This window comes from Streptomyces galbus, assembly GCF_005280195.1.
Lineage (GTDB): Bacteria > Actinomycetota > Actinomycetes > Streptomycetales > Streptomycetaceae > Streptomyces > Streptomyces galbus.
Genome location: NZ_SZPR01000035.1, coordinates 36,996 through 56,882 on the forward strand (window position 1 = coordinate 36,996; position 19,887 = coordinate 56,882).

Here is a 19,887-nt window from a genome sequence, read left to right on the forward strand (position 1 = left end):
TTCTCGATTCTATCGCCCGGACTTTAGTTGCGCACGATCTAATCGCGCGCTACTTTATTGCTGTCGCCGCTCCCGCCGGGACCCCCGTCGGCCGAGCTCGCCCGCGGCACCGATCCGAGGAGATCGCCATGACCGACAGCACCGCCCCCCGCCCCGTGCTCGAACCCGCCGCCCAGGCGTTCGCCGAGGCGACCGCGAACCCCCCGTACCTGTTCGACCTGGGTCCCGTCGAGGGCCGCAAGGCGGTCGACGAGGTGCAGTCCGGCGACATCGCCAAGCCCGAGGTCGACGAGGAGTGGATCACCGTCACCGGCGGCCCCACCGGCAGCGTGCGCGCCCGCGTCGTCAAGCCCGCCGGAGCGACCGGCACCCTCCCCGTCGTCCTCTACATCCACGGCGCCGGCTGGGTCTTCGGCAACGCCCACACCCACGACCGCCTGGTCCGCGAGCTCGCCGTCGGGGCGAACGCCGCCGTGGTCTTCCCCGAGTACGACCTCTCCCCCGAGGCCCGCTACCCGGTGGCCATCGAGCAGAACTACGCCGTGGCCCAGTGGATCGTGCGCGAAGGGGCCGGCAAGGGCCTGGACGCCACCCGGCTGGCGGTCGCCGGTGACTCCGTCGGCGGCAACATGACCGCCGCCCTCACCCTCATGGCCAAGGAGCGCGGCGACGTGCCGCTGGTCCAGCAGGTGCTGTTCTACCCGGTCACCGACGCGAGCTTCGACACCCCGTCCTACCACCAGTTCGCCACCGGCTACTTCCTGCGCCGCGACGCCATGCAGTGGTTCTGGGACCAGTACACGACCGACGAGGCCGAGCGCGCCCGGATCACCGCCTCCCCGCTGCGCGCCACCGTCGAGCAGCTCACCGGCCTGCCCCCGGCCCTGGTCATCACCGGCGAGGCCGACGTGCTGCGGGACGAGGGCGAGGCGTACGCCAACAAGCTCCGGCAGGCCGGTGTCCCCGTCACCGCCGTCCGCTACCAGGGCGTCATCCACGACTTCGTGATGCTCAACGCCCTGCGCGAGACCCACGCCGCCGACGCCGCGATCACCCAGGCCGTCACCGTCCTGCGCCGCGCGCTCCACACCGCCTGACCCGATCGGCCCACGACCCCGGGCGTCCCGTCACTCCGCGGGGTGCCCGGGGTCGATGTCGTGGGCGTCGCCCAGGCGCAGCAGCGGTCCGGCCGCCCGGTCGCCGGCGTCCCACTGCACCGGGTCGAGCACGAACCCCATGTGATCGCCGCCGTCGACGCGCTGCACGACGGTGCCGACGAACCACGCTGCCGCGTCCGGCAGGACGACCGCGCCGCCGTGCCCCGTGGTCCACCGCACACGGGCGAACTTGTCCACCTCGTCGCCCGTCTCCCCGCCGAACAGCTCGGCCAGCTCGTGCTGGTCACGGCCGAGCAGGTGGACGGCGAGGCAGTCGGCGTCCCGGGCCACCCCGAAGGTGTGGTTCGCCTTGGACAGCCACACCGCGAACCGCACCGGCCGCAGGGAGCACTGCGAGGAGAAGCCCACCAGGCACCCCGACCGCTCCTCCCCCACCGCCGCGGTGACCACGCACATCTCCGGATCCAGCCGGTGCATGAACGCATCGGCATCGGCGTCGGCCACGCCCCCCACTCCCGTCCACGTCGTCACTGCGCACTCCCGTGCCCGCTGGCACACACGTGCCCCGCATCGTCACCGCCACTCACCGGGCGGTCCGTACGAGGGCACCGCGCGGCCCGGACGGGCGGTGCCGGCCGCGGCGCCGATTGGCCCCTTCCCGGACGGGGAACCCGGTGGCCACGCTCCACCACCCATCCGGTCAACCCTCTGGAGAAGGTCCATGACTTTGTTGCGCCTGGTCGGTCGTCCTCTGCTGGCCTCGATGTTCGTCTCCGGCGGCCTGCAGTCCCTGCGCGCCCCCGAGCAGGTCTCGCCGGTCGCCGAGCCCGTCGTCCGCCCCGTCACCGACCAGGTGACGGCGCTGCCCGACCGGACCGAGGACGTCGTACGGCTGACCGGGGCCGTGCAGGTCGCGGGCGGGCTGCTGCTGGCGACGGGCCGGGTCCCGCGGGTGGCCGCCCTGGCCCTGGCCGCGACCCTGGTGCCCACCACCTGGGCGGCCCACCGGTTCTGGGAGGCGGAGGACGCCGAGGAGCGGACCCAGCAGCGCCTGCACTTCCTGAAGAACCTCTCCATGCTGGGCGGTCTGCTCATCACGGCCGCGGACACGGGCGGCAGCCCGTCCCTGGCGTGGCGCGGCCGGCACGCCGCACGGGGCGTGCGGCGCGAGGCGCGGCTGGTCCGGCGGTCGGTGCGGGCCACCGCGCGCCCCGCCGCTGCCGTCGGTGCGGTCCGCGCCAAGCTGCCGGGCTGACCGCACCACCGGCCGCACGGCGGCGCGCCCCCCCCTTGCGCCCACGTGCGCTCCGGGCTCCCTGTCGCCCGCGCGACGGCGCCCGTACACTGCCAAGTCTGCGGCGTGCGGGCGTAGTTACGGGGGGAGCCAGCCATGTCCGAGGGTCGGTCCGGCATGTACGACGGCACGTACGGTCAGCCTTTCGTCCCGCCGATGCCCTCGGCACCGCCCCCGGCGCCGGCCGACCCCGTCCGGGCCCTCGCCGTCGCGGTGCTCAACCTCGGCGGCCTGGGCCTCGGGTACGCGGTGGTGCGGCGCTGGGCGCTCGTGGCGCTGTGCTGGCTCGCCACCGGCATCCTGCTGTTCGTGGCGCTGCCCGCCGACCCGGGCGGCGTCCCGGTGGCCGCGCTGGTGCTGTACGCCCTGTTCCTGCTCGCGGTCGCCGCGCACGGCGCGCGCGTGGGCCTGCGCACCCGGCTGTCCGGCCCCGGCCCGGCGCCGCTCGCGCTCGCCCTGGGCCTGGTGCTGCTCGCCGTTCCCGCCGGGGGCGTGGTCTGGTACGACAGCGCCCGCGACGAGGCCGTCCAGCAGATGCTGCTGGACCGGCTGGAGCGGGCCGACCGGCTCGTCGCCACGGCCGGCGGGAAGCCGTTCGGCAGTGGCGAGTCCGACTACCGGCGGGCCCTCGCGGCCTACGAGGACCTCAGCGCCGCGCACCCCGGCTCCCGCGCCGCTCGCCGGGTGCCCGCCCGGATGCGGACGTACTACACGACCGTCGGCGCCCCCTACGCCCAGGGGCAGTACTGCGACGCGATCGCGCCGCTCACCTACCTGCGCACGGTGCCCGGGCACATGCCGAGGACCCGCCTGGGCGAGCTGGCGTCCTGGCCCGACGACCGGCTGGCCGCGTCGCTGTACGCGTGCGCGTCGAGCGGGCTGGCCGGCGGGCAGTCCACCTGGCCGCAGCAGTTCGGGCAACTGCTCACCACGTTCCCGCAGTCGCAGCAGGCCGCCCAGGTGCGGCCGGCCGTCGCGTCCGCGGTCACCCGGGCCGCCGCCGGCCTCGGCGGCACCGACCCGTGCGGGGCGATCGACCGGCTGCGCGCGCTCGGGACGGACATCGAGGGCATCCAGGCGGGCGGCACGGGCGCCGGCGACGCGCTCGGCGCGGAGGCCCGGCGGGCGACGGCTTCCGCGGACGCGGGGACGTACGCGTGCGGCGTCGACCAGTACCGCGACGGTGACTTCGCGGCCGCGCAGCGCACGATGGACGACTTCGTGAAGGCCAATCCGAAGCACAGGAACCGGTCCCTGGCCCAGAAGATCGCGATCGCCGCCGAGATCGCGCAGACCGTGCCGGCCGCCGGGAAGCGGCTGCCCACCACACGCAGCGGCGGCGGCATCGCGGTCACCGTCCGCAACGACAGCCCCGACCCGGTCACCGTCCTCTACACCGGCCCCGTCACCGGCAGCTTCACCCTGAAGGGCTGCTCCGGCTGCACCGCGTACTCCCTGGTCAGCACCCTCTCGCCGGGATTCAGGCCGTGCCACGGCGGCCGCTCCTACCCGCAGCGCACGATCAGCCTGCCGGCCGGCACCGTCTACTTCCTGCACAAGCCGAACGGGAACAGCTCCGCCACGCCCGCGTCCGACACGGCGAAGCTGTCCCCGGGCTACGTCTACACGGAGTGCGCCTACACCACGCAGACGCTCGGCAGCGGCACCTGACCCGGCGCGGGCACGCCGCGCGGCGTCACTCGACGGGCCAGGTGTGCACCGGGGCGTTGAGGTGCATGTAGGCGATGTACTGCTCGGTCATGCGGCGCAGCGCCTCGTGGCGGCCGCAGTGGGCGCGGGACTCGATGTGGTGGACCATCTCCTTCTGCCACACCGCGCCGTTGCGCGCGGTCACGCACCGCTGCTCGATGATGCCGAGCAGCGGCTCGCGCCAGGCCTCGTCCATGCCGGAGCGCTCCAGGCCCTGGTGGGCGAGCGGCAGCAGGCGGCGCAGCACCAGCTCGTTCGCCGGGACCTCGCCGGTGCCGGGCCAGTACAGGCGGGCGTCGATGCCGTGCCGGGCGGCCGCGTGCAGGTTGTCCTCGGCCGCGGAGAAGGACATCCGGGACCACACCGGGCGGTCCTCCTCGACGAGCGCGCGGGTCAGGCCGTAGTAGAAGGCGCCGTTGGCGAGGGTGTCGGCGACGGTGGGCCCGGCCGGCAGCACCCGGTTCTCCACCCGCACGTGGGGCTTGTCGTGGGCGATCGCGTAGACCGGCCGGTTCCAGCGGTAGATGGTGCCGTTGTGCAGGGTCAGCTCGGACAGCTCCGGGACGTCCCCGCGCTCCAGGGTCTCCCCGGGGTGCTGGTCGTCGCACAGCGGCAGCAGCGCGGGGAAGTACCGCACGTTCTCCTCGAAGAGGTCGAAGACGCTGTTGATCCAGCGTTCGCCGAACCACACCCGGGGCCGCACGCCCTGCACCTTGATCTCCTGCGGCCGGGTGTCGGTGGCCTGTTCGAAGAGCGGGATCCGGGTCTCGTGCCACAGCTCCTTGCCGAACAGGAACGGCGCGTTGGCGGCGAGCGCCACCTGCACCCCGGCGATCGCCTGGGCGGCGTTCCAGTAGGGGGCGAACTCCTGCGGGGAGACCTGGAGGTGGAACTGGGTGCTGGTGCACGCCGCCTCGGGGGTGATGGTGTCCGCGTAGGTGCGCAGCCGGTCCTCCCCGTCCACCTCGATCAGCAGGTCCTCGCCACGGGCCGCGAACACCTGGTCGTTGAGCAGGCGGTAGCGGGCGTTCTCCGACAGCGCCCCCTCGCCGACGTCCTGCTGGCGCAGCGTCGGGAGGATGCCGATCATGATCAGGTGGCTGCCGACCGACCGGGCGCGCTCGTCGGCGTGGTTGAGCGCGGCGCGGATCTCCGACTCCCAGGCGTCGGGGCCGCCGGCGATCAGCCGGCGGGGCGGGACGTTGATCTCCAGGTTGAACCGGCCCAGCTCGGTGGACCAGGCGGGGTCGGCGATCGCCTCCAGCACGTCGACGTTGCGCATCGCGGGCTCGCTGCGGTCGTCGACCAGGTTCAGCTCGATCTCCAGGCCCACCTGGGGGCGTTCCGCGTCGAAGCGTGCCTCGCGCAGCATCTGCGCGAAGGCGTCGAGGCACTCCTGCATCTTGATGCGGTACCGGCGGCGGTCCTCACGGGTGAAGACCAGCGCCGGGACGTCTCGTCCCATCGGCTCTCCCGGCTCCTCCTGGGGCCCTTGTCCCTCCAGCCTCGCACCGGCCGGCCGCCCCGACCAGGTGGGACCGCCACCGGTGGCGCGGGCGCGGGACCGCCCGGCCGGGTGGTGTCCGCACTGCGGCGGCCGCGGCCCGGTGTGAGACTGCTGCCCAGCAGTCCCCTGATCGTCGTGGCGCGTGCTGCCGAGGAGGCGGGTCCGTGTGGTGATGCCGGAGACCGGTGACAACCTGCTGCAGGAGTTCCTGGCCGACCCCGCCAACCGCACCGTCGACCTCGCCACCGCCCTGGCCCGCTGCACCCGGGCCCTCGGACTGCCGCACGCCGTGGCCTACCTGGTCGACATCCAGCAGCGCCACCTGGTGCCGCTCACGGACGTGGCGTCCTCGCTGCCCGTCGACGAGTCGCTGGCGGGGTGGGCGTACCGCACGCAGTCGCTGCGGGTGGAGTCGTCCGAGGCGGGCGCGCTGACCGCCTGGTTCCCGCTGGTGGACGGGGCGGAGCGGCTCGGGGTGCTCGCGGTGCACACCCCCACCCTCACGGCGGCCGCGCTGAGCCGCGGCCGGGCCCTGGCCACCCTGGTGGCGATGATGGTCACCTCACGGCGCTCGTTCAAGGACACCTACGTACGGCGCACCCGCACCGAACCGATGCGGCTGCCCGCCGAGATGCTGCGCGCGTTCCTGCCGCCGCGCACCATCGGCGACGGCACGGTGGTGTCGACGGCGGTGCTGGAGCCGGCGTACGAGCTCGGCGGGGACGCCTTCGACCACGCGCTGACCGAGACGACCCTGCACGCCACCGTCCTGGACGCCATGGGCCACAACCTGGCCTCGGGGCTGACCAGCGCCGTGTCGCTGGCGGCCTGCCGCAACGCGCGGCGGTGCGGCACCGACCTGCCGGAGCTGGTGTCCAGCGTCGACGAGGCGCTGGCGGAGTGGCTGCCGGACCAGTTCTGCACCGCCGTACTGGCCGAGATCGACCTCGCCACGGGGGTGCTGCGGTGGAGCAACTGCGGGCATCCGGCGCCGCTGCTGATCCGCGACCAGCGGCTGGTCGTGGACGCGCTGGAACGGGACGCGGACCCTCCGCTGGGTCTGCCGTCCCTGCTGACGGACCGCCCGCGGCAGGTCCACGAGACGCCGCTGCAGCCCGGTGACCGGGTGCTGTTCTACACCGACGGCGTCACCGAGGCCCGTACCCGCGACGGCGAACTGTTCGGCCTCCAGCGGTTCGCCGACTACGTCATCCGGGCGACCGCGGCCGGGGAGTTGGCGTCCGAGACGCTGCGGCGGCTGATCCACTCGATCCTCGACGTGGAGACCAGCCGACTGCGCGACGACGCGACGATCGTCATGGTCGAGTGGCGGCCGCCCCGGCCGTGACCCGGGGCACGGGACACCCCTACAGGGTGCCGAACGGGAGGAAGCCGCGCGGGGCGGGCGGCAGCGACTGCTGCGCGGGCAGGCCGGCCGACAGCGGGGCGGCCATGATGCGGCCGAGCTCCCGCTGGATCCGTTCCGCCTCGGCGCGGACCTGGGTGGGGATGTCACCGCGTTCGGTGACGAGACGGTCGTAGATCGGGGTCTGCGTGAACAAGGGTGACGGGCCTTCGGTAGGGACGGGGACCGGGGCGGCACCCGCGGGGCACCGCGGGAGCCGTCGGACCTGGTGGACTGTCAACGCGACTGCCCCGCAAGGCTACCGCCCGGCCCCGCGGGCCCGGCACGTCAGCCCCGGACAGACCCCCGCCGACCCGCCGGAAACGCGAACTGATGTGTGGGACCGCGGTGTTCGCCAGTAGGTTGGGCACGCAAAGATCCAGCCTCGGCCGAAAGACGGACACGACTCATGACCGACCCCGCGACGACGCCCGACCCCTCGACGCACCAGAAGATCGACACGTCGGTGCCGCACTCCGCCCGGATCTGGAACTACTGGCTGGGCGGGAAGGACAACTACCCGGTGGACGAGGAGGCCGGCGACGCGTACACCGCGGTCTTCCCCGGCATCGTCACCATCGCGCGCAGCAGCCGGGCCTTCCTGCGTCGCACCATCACCTACCTGGTCAACGAGGCGGGCATCCGTCAGTTCCTCGACGTCGGCACGGGGCTGCCGACCGCCGAGAACACCCACGAGGTCGCCCAGGGGCTCGCCCCCGAGGCACGGATCGTCTACGTCGACAACGACCCGATGGTCCTGGCACACGCGCGCGCCCTGCTGTACTCCTCCAAGGAGGGCGCGACCGCGTACATCGACGCGAACGTGACCGAGCCGGACGTCATCCTGGAGTCCGCCGCGAAGACGCTGGACCTCAGCCGTCCCACGGCGCTGATCCTCAGCAACATCCTGGGCCACGTCGCCGAGTACGAGCAGGCGCGCTCGATCGTCGACCGGCTGGTGGGCGCCCTCCCGTCGGGCAGCTACCTCATGGTCAACGACGGCTCCCTGGGCATCGACCCGGTCTTCGAGGAGGCCCAGGAGGGCTACAACCGGAGCGGCGCGGTGCCGTACAACCTGCGCACGGTCGAGCAGATCGCCTCGTTCTTCGACGGTCTGGAGCTGGTCGAGCCGGGCGTGGTCCCGGTCACCCAGTGGCGCCCGGACCCCGGCTCCCCCGCGGAGGTCGTCGCCGAGCACGGCGGCCTCGCCCGCAAGCCCTGACCCGCGGCCCCGGGCCCGACGTCCCGACGCCCCCCGCGCCCACCCGTGGCACGGGGGGCGTCGCGCTGTCCCGGCCCGGCGGGGCGCCTCGTCGCCGGGCGAGGGGCGTTCTCCGGCGTGTCAGCCGCGGTCCGTTCCCGCGGGGTACTCCAGCGCGCCGAGGTACGGCAGCCCGGTCAGGGGGTGATCGGTGCAGAAGCTGCGGATGAGGTCGACGTGCGCGGCGACCTGCTCCAGCGGGAACATGTGGTCCGCGTCGCGCAGGGTCGCGAACGGCGCGCCCAGTTCACGGGCGAGCCGGCGCCCCTGGGCGGGCGTCGTCAGGTGGTCGTGCTCGCCCGTGTACACCAGGGTCGGCACCTCGGGGACCTCGGGGCGGCGCCAGGCGTGCCGCTCCATACGGGCGTTGTGCTCGCAGGCCTTGGCCAGGTCGTCCGGGGTCTGCGTGCGGAACTGGTGGTTCAGCAGCCGCCACACGACCGCGTGGCGGTGGATGCGGCTGTCGGGCGCCACGACGAACGTGGACAGGAGGCTGTCGGCGAGTTCGGCGCGCCGGTCCTCGGCGACCAGCCTGCGCCACTCGGGGATCATCTCCAGGTAGGACGTGGGCAGTTCGCCCGTCATCGCCCCCAGCATCAACCGCGCCACGTGCTCCGGGTGCCGCTGGGCGCAGCGCAGCGCGACCGCGCCGCCGTAGCAGGTGCCGAGCAGGTTGACCGGGCCGGTGTCCAGCTCGGCCAGCAGGTGGCCGAGGGCCGCGGCGAGGAAGTCGTAGCCGTACTCGGCGGGGAGCGGGTCGGCCGCGCCGAAGCCGGGCAGTTCGACCGTGAGGACGGAGGCGTGCGCGCGCAGCGCCCGCTCGTGCGAGGTCCAGGAGTTGCGGTCCTGCATCATGCCGCCGATCACCACCAGTGGCTCGGTGACGGCCGTGGGGGACGGCGCGACGCGGCAGACGTAGCGGAAGCCCTCGTACTCCAGCCAGTGCTCCTGCGCGTCCGCCGGGCGCTCCGGCCCGGCGCCGGGTCCGTGGTGCTGTCTGGGACGGGGCCGCAGGGCGGGCAGCGGCGGGGCGGCGACCGTGTGTCGGGCTGTGCTCATGCGTCGTTCAACGGCCGCCCGGCAGGTGTCGTCACGGTCTGTCCGCCCCGGTCTGCGGCCCCGCCCGAACAGACGGCCGGAGGGGCCGGTGGCCCGCCCGCCATGGGGCCAGCCGGAGGGCCCGCCCGGGGGCTGCTCCCCTGGCCCGCTCGTACGGCCGCCGCTTGACTGGTGCGGTCACCCACACGGAGGAGGACCGATGAGACGCGCGAGCCGCAGGGGCCGGGCCGCCGCGACGGCCCTGGCACTGGGGGGCGTCACCGCTGCGGCCCTGTGCGCCCCGGGTGCCGCCCACGCCTCGCGGGGCGGCGGCTACGGCACGGCCGACCTGCGCCACGACCTCGCGGCCGTACGGCGCGTGGCCGGCGGCGACGCCACCGTGCTGGCCCGCGTGGACGCCCCCGGCGGCCGGGTCGTCCGGGCCCGGATCGGCACCGCGACGGCCGGGTCGGCGGCACCCGTGCCGTGGGACGCCCGGTTCCGGGTCGCCAGCACGACCAAGACCTTCACCTCGGTGGTCGTCCTCCAACTGGCCGCCGAGCGGCGCCTGTCGCTCGACGACACCGTGGAGCACTGGCTGCCCGGGCTGGTCTCCGGCCACGGCAACGACGGCCGCCGCATCACCGTGCGCGACCTGTTGCGGCAGACCAGCGGCCTGTTCGACTACGTCGACGACCCCGAGTTCCAGGAGAGGCTCGCCGGGCACTTCGAGGAGATCCGCTACGACGCGACCCCGGCCGCCGACCTGGTCGCCGTGGCCCTGCGCCACCCCCCGCTGTTCGTGCCGGCCACGGACGGGCCCGTGCGGTGGGCGTACTCCAACACCAACTACCTGCTGGCCCAGTCGATCGCGGAGAAGGCGAGCGGTACGGGCTGGCGCGAGCTCGTGGAGCACCGGCTCGTGGCCCGCCTGGGCCTGCGCGGCACCGACGTGCCCGGGCTCGACCCGTTCCTCACCGGGCCGCACGCCTCGGTGTACCTGAGCGGCCCGGACGGCACCCGCCTCGACCTCACCGACCACAGCCTGCAGCACACCGCCGACTCGGGCGTGGTCAGTACCGCCGCCGACCTCGACACCTTCTTCCGCGCGCTGGCCGCGGGCCGGGTGCTGCCGGCCGAGCAGTGGCGGCAGATGCGCGCGACGGTCACGCGCACGGACGACCCGGCGGACGTGGAGGAGCAGCCCACCGGGACCTACGGCCTGGGCCTGCGGAAGATCCCCCTGTCCTGCGGCGGCTCGTACTACACGCACGAGGGCGACGGCCTCGGCGTGTACACCCGTCCGGCCGTGACCGAGGACGGACGGCGGGCCGTCACCGTGTCGATCACCACCAGGTCGGCCCTGCCCGACCTGCCCACGCTCAACCGGGCGACCGGCGCCCTCGTCGACCACGCGCTGTGCGCGGGGGCGGCCGGCCACGACTGACCGCGCCCGGCTCGTGATCTCCCGCGTGCCAGGGGCCCGTTGAGTACGGGTACTCAGGCCCGCCCGGCCCGCACCGGCGACGATGGGGGCACCAGGACAGGGAACGGGAGAACCACATGCTCAGCCGTCTCGCCGACGCGCTCACCCCGGCCGCCGGACGCCTGACCGTCACGGCGGACGCCGGCGCCGTGTTCGCGCCGGGCAGCGTCGTCGTCGCCAACCACACCTCGCTCGCCGACCCGGCGGTGGTGCTCGCGGCTCTGCACCGGCTGGACGTGCGGCCCGTCGTGATGGCGACGGCCGGGCTGTGGCGGGTGCCCGTGCTGGGCCGGCTGCTGTCCCGGGAGGAGCACATCCCCGTCCACCGCCGCGACCGCCGCGCCGCGACCGCCCTCGACCTGGCCGCCGGGGCGCTGGAACGGGGCCGGCTGGTCCTGATCTACGCCGAGGGCGGCCTGCCCGTCCGCGGGGACGCCGCCGAGGAGGCGCCGCGCGCCTTCCGCAGCGGACTGGCCCGGCTCACCGAGCACACGGGGGCGCCGGTGGTCCCGGTCGGACAGGCGGGCGCCCGCCGCATCACGTCCGGCGGGCGGACCAAGCAGGTGGCGGGGCTGGTCACCGCGCCGCTGCGCCGGCCGCGGCTGCACGTCCACGCGGGCCGGCCGGTCGTTCTGGCCGGCGACCGGCGGACGCGCACGGCGCAGGCGCGGGCCGCGGTCACGGAGGCCTGGCGTACGGCCGCCGCGGCGCTCGGGGAGCCCGCCGCGCGGGTGCTCCGGGCAGCACCCCCGTCCGAACAGGGCCGTTGAACACGCGGGCGGTGCGGCGCGGACCGTCCGTCCACGCCGCACCGGCCGGTCAACCAGCGCTGCAGGAGACGGTGGGCCAGGTCCAGTTGCCGTTGTGCTGGATCGTCACGCCCCAGGTGTTGCCGCTGCCGTTGGGTCTGGCGACCAGTTGCTGACTGCTCGGGAAGCTGGCGCTGACGTTCCAGGTGGACAACACCTTCGCCGGGGAGGGGACGTTCATCGTCACGGTCCAGTTGCCGGAGCCCGACACCGCGACGTTGAGGTTGTACCGGTCGCTCCACTGCTGCCCCGCCGACAGGGTCGCCGTGCACGTGCCGGTACCGCCACCGCCACCGCCACCGCCGCCGCCCGAACCGCCGTCGGGGGCCACCGCACGGCCGCTCTGCGGGGAGATCATCCCGGCGCACAGGCCGCGGGCGGCCAGTGTCTGGGCGATGCGCGGGATGGCGGCGATGGTGTTGGCCGGCCAGTCGTGCATGAGGATGACCTGGCCGTTGGTGAGCCGGCCGGCGGCCTGCACGATGGCGTCGGTGCTGGCGCCGTTCCAGTCCTGCGAGTCGACGTCCCAGATGATCTCGGTCAGACCGTACTTGGCCTCGACGGACTTCAGCGTCGCGTTGGTCTCGCCGTACGGCGGGCGGAACAGCTTCGGCGTGCCGCCGCCCGCGTTCGCGATGGCCTGCTGGGTCCGGGAGATCTCGGAGTCGATCTGCGCCTGGCCCAGTTGGGTCAGGTGCGGATGGGTGTAGCTGTGGTTGCCCACCCACATGCCGGCGTCGACCTGGGCCCGTACCAGGGACGGGTTGGCGGCGGCGTACTGCCCCTCGTTGAACATGGTGGCCCGCAGGCCGTTCTGCTTGAGCGCGTTCAGCAGGGACTGGGTGGTGCTGGACGGGCCGTCGTCGAAGGTGAGGCCGACGTAGCCGTTGCAGGTGGCGGCCTGCGACGGGGCCGCGCCGACGGTGAGGGTGCTCACGGCGGCCAGGGCGGCCGCGGCGAGCGTGGAGAGCAGGGTGCGCAGCGCGGTGCGCTGTGTGCGTGCCATGGGGAGGGTTCCTCCTGCCGGGGGTGGGGGGTCAGCTCGCGCTGCAGGAGACGGTGGGCCAGGTCCAGTTGCCGTTGTGCTGGATCGTCACGCCCCAGGTGTTGCCGCTGCCATTGGGTCTGGCGACCAGTTGCTGACTGCTCGGGAAGCTGGCGCTGACGTTCCAGGTGGACAACACCTTCGCCGGGGAGGGGACGTTCATCGTCACGGTCCAGTTGCTGGAGCCCGACACCGCGACGTTGAGGTTGTACCGGTCGCTCCACTGCTGCCCCGCCGACAGGGTCGCCGAGCAGGTGCCGGTGCCACCGCCACCGCCGCCACCACCGCCACCGCCACCGCCACCGCCGGAATCGGTGCCGCCGACCGTGATGTCGGAGCTGCCGCTGCTCTGGTAGCCCTTCGTCGCGAGGATCATGTAGTAGTTGAAGCTCCCGAGGTTCATGCCGGCGCGGGCCCAGGCGTCGAAGTGGTTGCCCGTGGTGATGGTCCCGCCGGTACGCCGGGTCTGCCGGACGCTCCAGTACTGGTCGAAGGTGCGGGTGCCCTCGACGGACGGGGCGTTGTACCGGGTGGTCTTGTAGATGTCGTACGTCCCGCCGTCGCTGGTGACGGTGCCCATGAACGTGCCGGTGGGCCGGTAGGTGCCCCAGTTGTCGACGATGTAGTACTCGACGAGCGGGTTCGAGGTCCATCCGTACAGCGCCAGGTAGGCGTTGCCGGACGGGTTGAAGGTGCCCGAGTAGGTGACCGCGCGACGGCCGCCGTTGCTCCAGCCCTTGCCGGCGACGAAGTTGCCGCTGTTGCTCCAGGAGGTGCTGTAGTTGCCCCCGGAGCCGAGGTTCATGGAGACGCGGCCGCCGCCGTCGGTCCAGAACGAGTAGTAGTAGCCGTTGTTCGTGCCCGTCTGGTTCGTCGTGATGACGGTGTCGGCGCCGGCGGTACCCGGCGCGACGAACGCCACGACAGCCGCGAGCACCATGACGCAAGCGCTCCTGAACATCAGGAGTAGGCGCATGGACGTGGTCCTTCCAGGTGAAGGCGTGCGGGGCCTTGACGGCGAACAGTGTTGGTCTGCCCCTGACAACTGTCAACACTTTCGGTAATTGTTTCGAAAGATTCGCCAACCTATGGACACCTTCAGGGGGAGCAAATGCCCAGTTCAGAAGGTGCGCAGGACCCGCCGTCGCGGTAATGATTCAAGGGCGCACTCCGGACCGAATCATGGAGGCTCATCTAAACGCCGAATGTTTCGAAGCTCATTCCGGGAAAATGACTCCTTCCCATTCAGAAGCGACACCGCTGAATGCGATGCGCAGGAAGGGTTGGACTTCCTGATCATGTCGGAGCAAGGTGGGCATCCCGCCCCCGCACCACCCGGAGACCTCCCGATGAACCACGTGGCGAACCCCGAGCGCTACGACGGGCCCATGCGTTACCGGCGCACCGGACGCTCAGGGCTCGACCTGCCCGTCCTGTCCCTCGGCTACTGGCACAACTTCGGCGACGACCGCGCCTTCGAGACCCAGCGCGAGATCGCCCTGCGCGCCTTCGACCTCGGGATCACCCACCACGACCTCGCGAACAACTACGGGCCGCCCTACGGCGCCGCCGAGAGCAACTTCGGCCGTCTGCTCCGGCGGGACCTGGCGCCGTACCGGGACGAGCTGGTGATCTCCACGAAGGCCGGCTGGGACATGTGGCCCGGGCCGTACGGGCAGGGCGGCGGCTCCCGCAAGTACCTGCTCGCCTCGCTGGACCAGTCACTGCGCCGGACGGGCCTCGACTACGTCGACATCTTCTACTCCCACCGGCTCGACGCGAGCACGCCGCTGGAGGAGACGATGGGCGCGCTCGACACCGCGGTCCGCCAGGGCAAGGCCCTGTACGTGGGCATCTCCTCCTACGACGCCGAGCGGACGCGGGAGGCCGCCGCGATCCTCCGGGACCTCGGCACGCCCCTGCTCATCCACCAGCCGTCGTACAGCATGCTCAACCGCTGGATCGAGACCGAGGGGCTGCTCGACGTCGCCCAGGAGGAGGGCTTCGGCGTCATCGGCTTCACCGCGCTGGCCCAGGGCCTGCTGACCGGCCGCTACCTCGACGGCGTCCCGGAGGGCTCGCGGGCCGCGCGGGGAACGTCCCTCGACCCGGCGTGGCTGACCGACGAGATGCGCGCCCGGCTGAACGCCCTGAACGACATCGCCGGCCGCCGGGGCCAGACCCTGGCCCAGATGGCGCTGGCCTGGGCGCTGCGCGACCCGCGCGTGACCTCCCTGGTCATCGGCGCGTCGCGGACCGAGCAGCTCGAGCAGAACGTGGCCGCCCTGGACCGCCTCGACTTCACCGCCGAGGAGCTGGCCGAGATCGACCAGCACGCCACCGACGGCGGCGTCGACCTGTGGCGCGACGCGCGGCTGGGCAACCTCGGCTGACGGGCTGACGGGCTGACGCGCTGACGCCTTGGGGGCGCCCCTCGCTTTGGGGGCGCCCCGTGCCGCCTTCCGTGGTCAGCCCTGCGCGCCGTCCGGTGCCGTGACCAGGCTCAGGTGGGCCATGTCGCCGGGCGGCGGCGTGGTCACCGACCAGAAGGGCGTGGGGGTGCCGTCGGCGACCGCCGCCGGGGCGTCCGTGAGGTTCATGCGGTCGCGCAGGCGCCCGTAGAAGTCCATGGGGCCGAGGCGCACCGCCCGCAGCCGGCGCTGGGCGGCGTAGACGCCGATCCAGTCGCCCGGCTCCAGGACGCCCCGCACCTGGCCGTCGATGCTGACGGCGGCCCGGCCGGAGCGTTCGAGGACGCGCAGGCCGACCGGCTCGTCGGGGGCGGTGACCACCGACCGGTTGAACGTCATGTGCGCGGCGACCGGGGTGAAGACGAGCGCCTCCGCCCGCGGGGAGACGACGGGGCCGCCGGCGGCGAAGCTGTAGGCGGTGGAGCCGGTCGGCGTGGCCACCAGCAGCGCGTCGGCGGAGTACGAGGCGAGCAGCCTGCCGGAGACGTAGACCCCGACCGACACCTGACGGTCGCGGGCCAGCTTCTCCAGGACGATGTCGTTGAGCGCGGTGACGTGCAGCGGGATGCCCCACTCGTCGTCCACCACGCAGTCGGTGCGCACGGCGGGCGGCGGCAGCAGCGGGCCGCGCCCGTAGCTCATCAGCGACTCCACGTCCGGCGGCAGCTCCAGGCGGCGTGAGGCGCGCAGCGTGAGCAGCATCCGGCTGTCCGGCTCGAACCGGTCCTCGCGCACGGCGTCCAGCGCCTCGCGCACCGCCGAGGCCGACACCTCGGTGAGGAACCCCACCCGGCCCAGGTCGACCCCGAGGACCAGCGCGTCGTTCTCGGCGGCCAGCCGCGCGCCGCGCAGGAACGTGCCGTCGCCGCCCAGGGTGACGACGAGGTCGGGGTCGCCCGCGGCGGCGACCTCCTCGCGGGCGCTGCGCCGCCCGCCGTCGTGCCACACGTCGATGTCGGTGCACTGCACGGCGTACCGCGCGCACCAAGCGCGCACCACGTCGGCCGCCTGCACGGCCTCCGGCCGTCCGCCGTGCACGACCAGTCCGAGCCTGTTCACTGCCACCACTGCCTCCCGGGCCGCTCGTCGTGTCGGTGCGCGGGTGCCCGTCACGTCGCCGTTCATCTCTGCCCGCGCGGTATCGCCGGATCACCGGGGCGCGGCCGACGGGTGGACGCGCGTCCGGTGCCGTCCGCCCGCGGTGCGCGCCCGGTCGTGTAGCAGACTGATCGCATGCGGCCCGGCGGCAGGACGTACGGGCCGGGCCCCGACCGGCGAGAGGTGTCGACGTGTCCGTCGTGAAGATCAATGTGCTGACGGTTCCGGAGGAGCAGCGCGAGGTGCTGGAGAAGCGGTTCGCGTCCCGGGCCGGCGTCGTGGAGTCGCAGGACGGGTTCGAGTGGTTCGAGCTGCTGCGGCCGGTGGCGGGCACGGACCAGTACCTGGTGTACACCCGCTGGCGCAGCGAGGAGGACTTCCAGAACTGGATGTCCGGCCCGATGCAGGCGGCGCACCGCGGCGGCGGCGAGGGCGGCGAGCGCCCGCGCCCGGCCGCCTCGGACTCCTCCGTCTGGTCCTTCGAGGTGGTCCAGCAGGCGGCACCGAAGAACGGCTGACCGCCCGCGGTGGACCGGTCGCCGGCCGGCGATCGCTCGCGGTGGAGCGGTCACCGGCCGGTGATCGCTGACGGTGGGGGCCGACGGCCGGAGCGTGGCCCCGTCGGCGAGCGCCCGGTAGCCTCCGTGCATGTCCGAGCCGGCCGGCGACCCGTCCGCGGTCCGCCGCTTCTACGACGCCCTCGCCGACGACTACCACCTGATCTACCCCGACTGGGAGACCAGCGTGCGCCGGCAGGGCGCCGCACTGGACGCCCTGATCGGCCGCGCGGGGGCGGCGGTGCTGGACTGCTCCTGCGGTATCGGCACCCAGGCGATCGGCCTGGCGCTGTGCGGGCACCGGGTCACGGGCACCGACCTGAGCGTCCGCGCCGCGGCCCGGGCGGGCCGCGAGGCGGCGCGGCGTGGCCTGGCCCTGCCGACGGCCGCGGCCGACATGCGCCGCCTGCCGTTCCCCGACGGCAGCTTCGACGTGGTGGTCTGCGCCGACAACTCCTTGCCGCACCTGCTGACGGAACGGGACGTGCTGGCCGCCCTCGCGGAGATGCGCCGCGTGCTGCGCCCGTCGGGCCGACTGCTGGTCAGCACCCGCCCGTACGACGACCTCCTGCGGGCCCGTCCCGAGGCGACTCCCCCGCAGGTGCGCCCCTCCCCCGGTGCCGACGGGCGCACGGTCACCTTCCAGCTCTGGCACTGGCACGAGGACGGCGAGCACTACGACCTGGAGCACTTCCAGCTCCGTCCGGCGGACGGGGACTGGCGCGTCACCGTCCGCCGGGCCCCGTACTGGGCTCTCGCTGCGGACCGACTCGCCGCTCTGGCCGGCGAGGCCGGATTCGTACGGCTCCGGTGGCGGGCGCCGGAGGAGACCGGGTTCTTCCAACCGGTGCTGACGGCCGACGCCGGGCCGGACGGGGAGCGCGCCGGGCCGGGCCGGGAGACGGCCGGGCCGGGCGGCGGCTGAGGCCGTGGCGTCGGCCGCCGCCCGTGCCACCGGGTCGAACACCGCGTGCGTCGCCCGGTGGCCGGACGGGCCGTTCAGTCGCTGTGGACCGTCATCTCGTACAGCGAGTAACCCCAGTTCGTGCCGCGCTGCACCCCGTGGACGCGTACCCAGCGTGCCGGGGTGCCGGCGAAGGTGGCCGTGTCCAGGCCGCCGTCGCCGGTGGTGGTGGACCAGGCGGTCCGCCAGGTGGTGCCGTCCGTGGACAGCTCGATGCGGTACGACCTGGCGTACGCCCGCTCCCAGTCGAGGGTGACCCGGCCCACCCGGTGGGTGGTGCCGAGGTCGGCGGTCAGCCACTGGTCGTCGCTCCAGCCGGAGGCCCAGCGGGTGTCCCGGTCGCCGTCGACGGCCCGGCCCGGCGCGTAGCCGGTGAACGGGTTCCACTCGGTCGAACTCGCGGTCGCCGTCGCGCCGTCGGCGAGGTTCACGGCCGCCTGGTGCTGCTCCGTGGCCCCCCAGGTGCCCAGGTAGGACTCGGCGCCACGGAAGAGGTCGCCGACCACGTCCTGGCCGCCGACCTGGCGGATGTCCTCGATCCAGTCGGGGATGAGGCCGGCGTGGGCGCCGCCGTCGGTGTTGATGTCCCAGGTGCGTTCACCGGTGACCTGCCGGTCGAGGACCGAGCCTCCGTCGACGCTGCGGAAGGGGTACGTCACCGGGTGCGGGGCGTCCGCGCCGCGCGGCGCGGGGTGGGAGCCGACGCCGTTGAAGTCGGTGCCGTAGCCGTAGCCGACGCCGTACCGGTCGCGCAGCGCCTTGGTGCGGGCGGCCTCGGCGACGAAGCCCTCCGAGCCGTGCATGTACTGGGCGACGAAGCCGCCGAGCCGGTACACCCGCTCGGTCCAGTCCAGGTCCATCCAGCTGTGCGAGGAGAGCACGCCGGGGTAGCGCGCGGACTCGAAGATGTCGAGCGCGCGGCCGACGGCCTTGACGCTCATGTGGTCGATCTCCAGCATCATCTTGCGCTGCATCATGCCGCGCACCGCGTACTCGCCGAGGGCGGTGAGCCCGCGGGTGTTGCACTGCGCGTCACTGTCGTACCGCGGGACCGCGGTACCCGCCGGCAGGTCGGCCTCCGCGGCGGACGGCTGGGTGCCGATGGGGTTGTCGTGCTGCGGGCCGGTGCACTTCTCCGTCTTCCAGAAGGTGCCGGTCGACAGGAACTGCCCGACGTTGATGGCCGTTCCGAGGCCGCCCTCGTCGAAGCGGACGCCGCACAGCGCGTTGTCGAACTTGTGGCACAGGAACATGCTGCGCACGCCCAGCGCGTACAGCTCGTCCAGGCCCTTGTCGATGTCCGCCCTGCTGCACTGCGGAACGTCCAGCACCTGCTTGCAGCCGAACGGTTCGGACGTCTCCACGCCCAGGATCACCGCGAGTTTGCCCTGTTCGATCACCTGGCGGGCCTGCGCGGCGTCGGTGACGACGCGGAACCAGCCCTTGCCGGTGCCGCCGTACATCCGGTCGACGTACGCCTGCAGGTCGTACGTCAGCTTCGCCTGGAGCCGGATCGAGGTCATCTCGTCGCAGCTGCGGTCCTTGAAGAAGTAGACCGAGCAGATCACGCCGTTGGTCACGAGGTCGTTGACGAGGACGCGCTGGCCGCCGCGCCAGGCCCGCTCGACCCACGCGTAGTAGTTGGCCTGGTGGGTCATCGAGTCGTAGGCCGGCCAGTCCTTGAACGTCGGCCAGCCGACCGGGTCGTGCCGGCCGTCGCCGCCGTGGGTGATGTAGTCGAACACCGCGAGCGTGCCGTCGGGGTAGTGCTCCGGGCAGTCCTTCAGGGCGTCGGCGACGCCCGCCTCGGAGAACACCTTGCCGCAGATCAGCCGCCCGCCGAACGCCTCGTTGGAGAACAGGTGGTCGTGCGCGTCGACGAATCCCCGCACCCGGCCGTCCGGCGTGGTGCCCCGGAAGGGCTCACCGGTGACGCCGATCTGCGAGTCCGGGGCGGGGCGTGCGGTGGGCAGCCACCAGGCGTCGTCGGCTCCGGCGGCGGTGGCCGGTGCCGGGCCGAAGGTGACGGCGAGGACGAGGAGCAGCAGTGCGAAGACCACGGTGTGCGGGCGTCGGGCGTCTGTCACGGTCCACGTCCCTCGGTCGGCGGGTCGGCGCGGTCGA

Annotated in this window: 18 protein-coding genes; 10 read left to right on the forward strand and 8 right to left on the reverse strand. The window is 73.5% G+C overall.

The window, feature by feature from the left end; translation table 11 throughout:
- Window positions 1–128: 128 nt before the first annotated feature.
- Window positions 129–1,097: an alpha/beta hydrolase gene (locus E4U92_RS32925; protein WP_137304099.1), complete on the forward strand. Its 969-nt coding sequence runs from the start codon at window positions 129–131 to the stop codon at window positions 1,095–1,097.
- 30 nt (window positions 1,098–1,127) lie between these two features.
- Here the strand turns inward: E4U92_RS32925 and E4U92_RS32930 are convergent, their stop codons facing one another.
- Window positions 1,128–1,595, reverse strand: coding sequence for a flavin reductase family protein (locus tag E4U92_RS32930; protein ID WP_137304175.1), 468 nt, complete (start codon window positions 1,593–1,595; stop codon window positions 1,128–1,130).
- A gap of 244 nt (window positions 1,596–1,839) precedes the next feature.
- Here E4U92_RS32930 and E4U92_RS32935 point away from each other — a divergent pair, with 244 nt between their 5' ends.
- Both E4U92_RS32935 and E4U92_RS32940 read left to right on the forward strand, forming a co-directional pair.
- Window positions 1,840–2,373, forward strand: coding sequence for a DoxX family protein (locus E4U92_RS32935; RefSeq protein WP_137304100.1), 534 nt, complete (start codon window positions 1,840–1,842; stop codon window positions 2,371–2,373).
- 135 nt (window positions 2,374–2,508) lie between these two features.
- Window positions 2,509–4,083: a hypothetical protein gene (locus E4U92_RS32940; RefSeq protein WP_174864126.1), complete on the forward strand. Its 1,575-nt coding sequence runs from the start codon at window positions 2,509–2,511 to the stop codon at window positions 4,081–4,083.
- A gap of 25 nt (window positions 4,084–4,108) precedes the next feature.
- On the opposite strand, the gene E4U92_RS32945 is transcribed toward E4U92_RS32940, so the two are convergent.
- Entirely contained in the window at window positions 4,109–5,587 is a 1,479-nt protein-coding gene (locus E4U92_RS32945; protein WP_137304101.1) for a glutamate-cysteine ligase family protein, read from the reverse strand.
- Between the two features lie 214 nt (window positions 5,588–5,801).
- On the opposite strand from E4U92_RS32945, the gene E4U92_RS32950 reads away from it, so the two are divergent.
- Window positions 5,802–6,977 (forward strand): PP2C family protein-serine/threonine phosphatase, encoded by a 1,176-nt coding sequence (locus E4U92_RS32950; RefSeq protein WP_137304177.1) that lies wholly within the window; start codon window positions 5,802–5,804, stop codon window positions 6,975–6,977.
- 19 nt (window positions 6,978–6,996) lie between these two features.
- Here the strand turns inward: E4U92_RS32950 and E4U92_RS32955 are convergent, their stop codons facing one another.
- Window positions 6,997–7,191, reverse strand: coding sequence for a hypothetical protein (locus E4U92_RS32955; protein WP_137304102.1), 195 nt, complete (start codon window positions 7,189–7,191; stop codon window positions 6,997–6,999).
- Between the two features lie 252 nt (window positions 7,192–7,443).
- Here E4U92_RS32955 and E4U92_RS32960 point away from each other — a divergent pair, with 252 nt between their 5' ends.
- Window positions 7,444–8,256, forward strand: coding sequence for an SAM-dependent methyltransferase (locus E4U92_RS32960; protein ID WP_137304103.1), 813 nt, complete (start codon window positions 7,444–7,446; stop codon window positions 8,254–8,256).
- Window positions 8,257–8,376: 120 nt separating this feature from the next.
- Here E4U92_RS32960 and E4U92_RS32965 read toward each other — a convergent pair whose 3' ends face one another.
- Window positions 8,377–9,354, reverse strand: coding sequence for an alpha/beta fold hydrolase (locus E4U92_RS32965; protein ID WP_137304104.1), 978 nt, complete (start codon window positions 9,352–9,354; stop codon window positions 8,377–8,379).
- 199 nt (window positions 9,355–9,553) lie between these two features.
- Here E4U92_RS32965 and E4U92_RS32970 point away from each other — a divergent pair, with 199 nt between their 5' ends.
- Both E4U92_RS32970 and E4U92_RS32975 read left to right on the forward strand, forming a co-directional pair.
- A complete protein-coding gene (locus E4U92_RS32970; RefSeq protein WP_137304105.1) occupies window positions 9,554–10,780 on the forward strand; it encodes a serine hydrolase domain-containing protein in 1,227 nt (408 codons plus the stop codon).
- Window positions 10,781–10,896: 116 nt separating this feature from the next.
- Window positions 10,897–11,589, forward strand: coding sequence for a lysophospholipid acyltransferase family protein (locus E4U92_RS32975; protein WP_137304106.1), 693 nt, complete (start codon window positions 10,897–10,899; stop codon window positions 11,587–11,589).
- A 49-nt stretch (window positions 11,590–11,638) separates the two neighbouring features.
- Here E4U92_RS32975 and E4U92_RS32980 read toward each other — a convergent pair whose 3' ends face one another.
- Window positions 11,639–12,634: a polysaccharide deacetylase family protein gene (locus E4U92_RS32980; protein WP_137304107.1), complete on the reverse strand. Its 996-nt coding sequence runs from the start codon at window positions 12,632–12,634 to the stop codon at window positions 11,639–11,641.
- 31 nt (window positions 12,635–12,665) lie between these two features.
- Window positions 12,666–13,649 (reverse strand): glycoside hydrolase family 11 protein, encoded by a 984-nt coding sequence (locus E4U92_RS32985; RefSeq protein ID WP_137304108.1) that lies wholly within the window; start codon window positions 13,647–13,649, stop codon window positions 12,666–12,668.
- 373 nt (window positions 13,650–14,022) lie between these two features.
- Here E4U92_RS32985 and mgrA point away from each other — a divergent pair, with 373 nt between their 5' ends.
- Window positions 14,023–15,066 (forward strand): L-glyceraldehyde 3-phosphate reductase, encoded by a 1,044-nt coding sequence (mgrA, locus tag E4U92_RS32990; protein ID WP_137304109.1) that lies wholly within the window; start codon window positions 14,023–14,025, stop codon window positions 15,064–15,066.
- A gap of 75 nt (window positions 15,067–15,141) precedes the next feature.
- On the opposite strand, the gene E4U92_RS32995 is transcribed toward mgrA, so the two are convergent.
- A complete protein-coding gene (locus E4U92_RS32995) occupies window positions 15,142–16,209 on the reverse strand; it encodes an NAD(+)/NADH kinase (RefSeq protein ID WP_229862905.1) in 1,068 nt (355 codons plus the stop codon).
- 224 nt (window positions 16,210–16,433) lie between these two features.
- Between E4U92_RS32995 and E4U92_RS33000 the strand changes: the two genes are divergently transcribed.
- Together E4U92_RS33000 and E4U92_RS33005 are read left to right on the forward strand one after the other, a co-directional pair.
- Window positions 16,434–16,760, forward strand: coding sequence for an antibiotic biosynthesis monooxygenase family protein (locus E4U92_RS33000; protein WP_137304111.1), 327 nt, complete (start codon window positions 16,434–16,436; stop codon window positions 16,758–16,760).
- Window positions 16,761–16,890: 130 nt separating this feature from the next.
- The gene (locus E4U92_RS33005) at window positions 16,891–17,724 is read left to right on the forward strand and encodes a class I SAM-dependent methyltransferase (RefSeq protein WP_137304112.1); all 834 of its coding nucleotides are present in this window, start codon (window positions 16,891–16,893) and stop codon (window positions 17,722–17,724) included.
- 74 nt (window positions 17,725–17,798) lie between these two features.
- Here the strand turns inward: E4U92_RS33005 and E4U92_RS33010 are convergent, their stop codons facing one another.
- Window positions 17,799–19,850 carry a discoidin domain-containing protein gene (locus E4U92_RS33010; RefSeq protein ID WP_137304113.1) on the reverse strand — a complete coding sequence of 684 codons (2,052 nt, stop codon included), beginning with the start codon at window positions 19,848–19,850 and terminating at the stop codon, window positions 17,799–17,801.
- Between the last annotated feature and the right edge of the window lie 37 nt (window positions 19,851–19,887).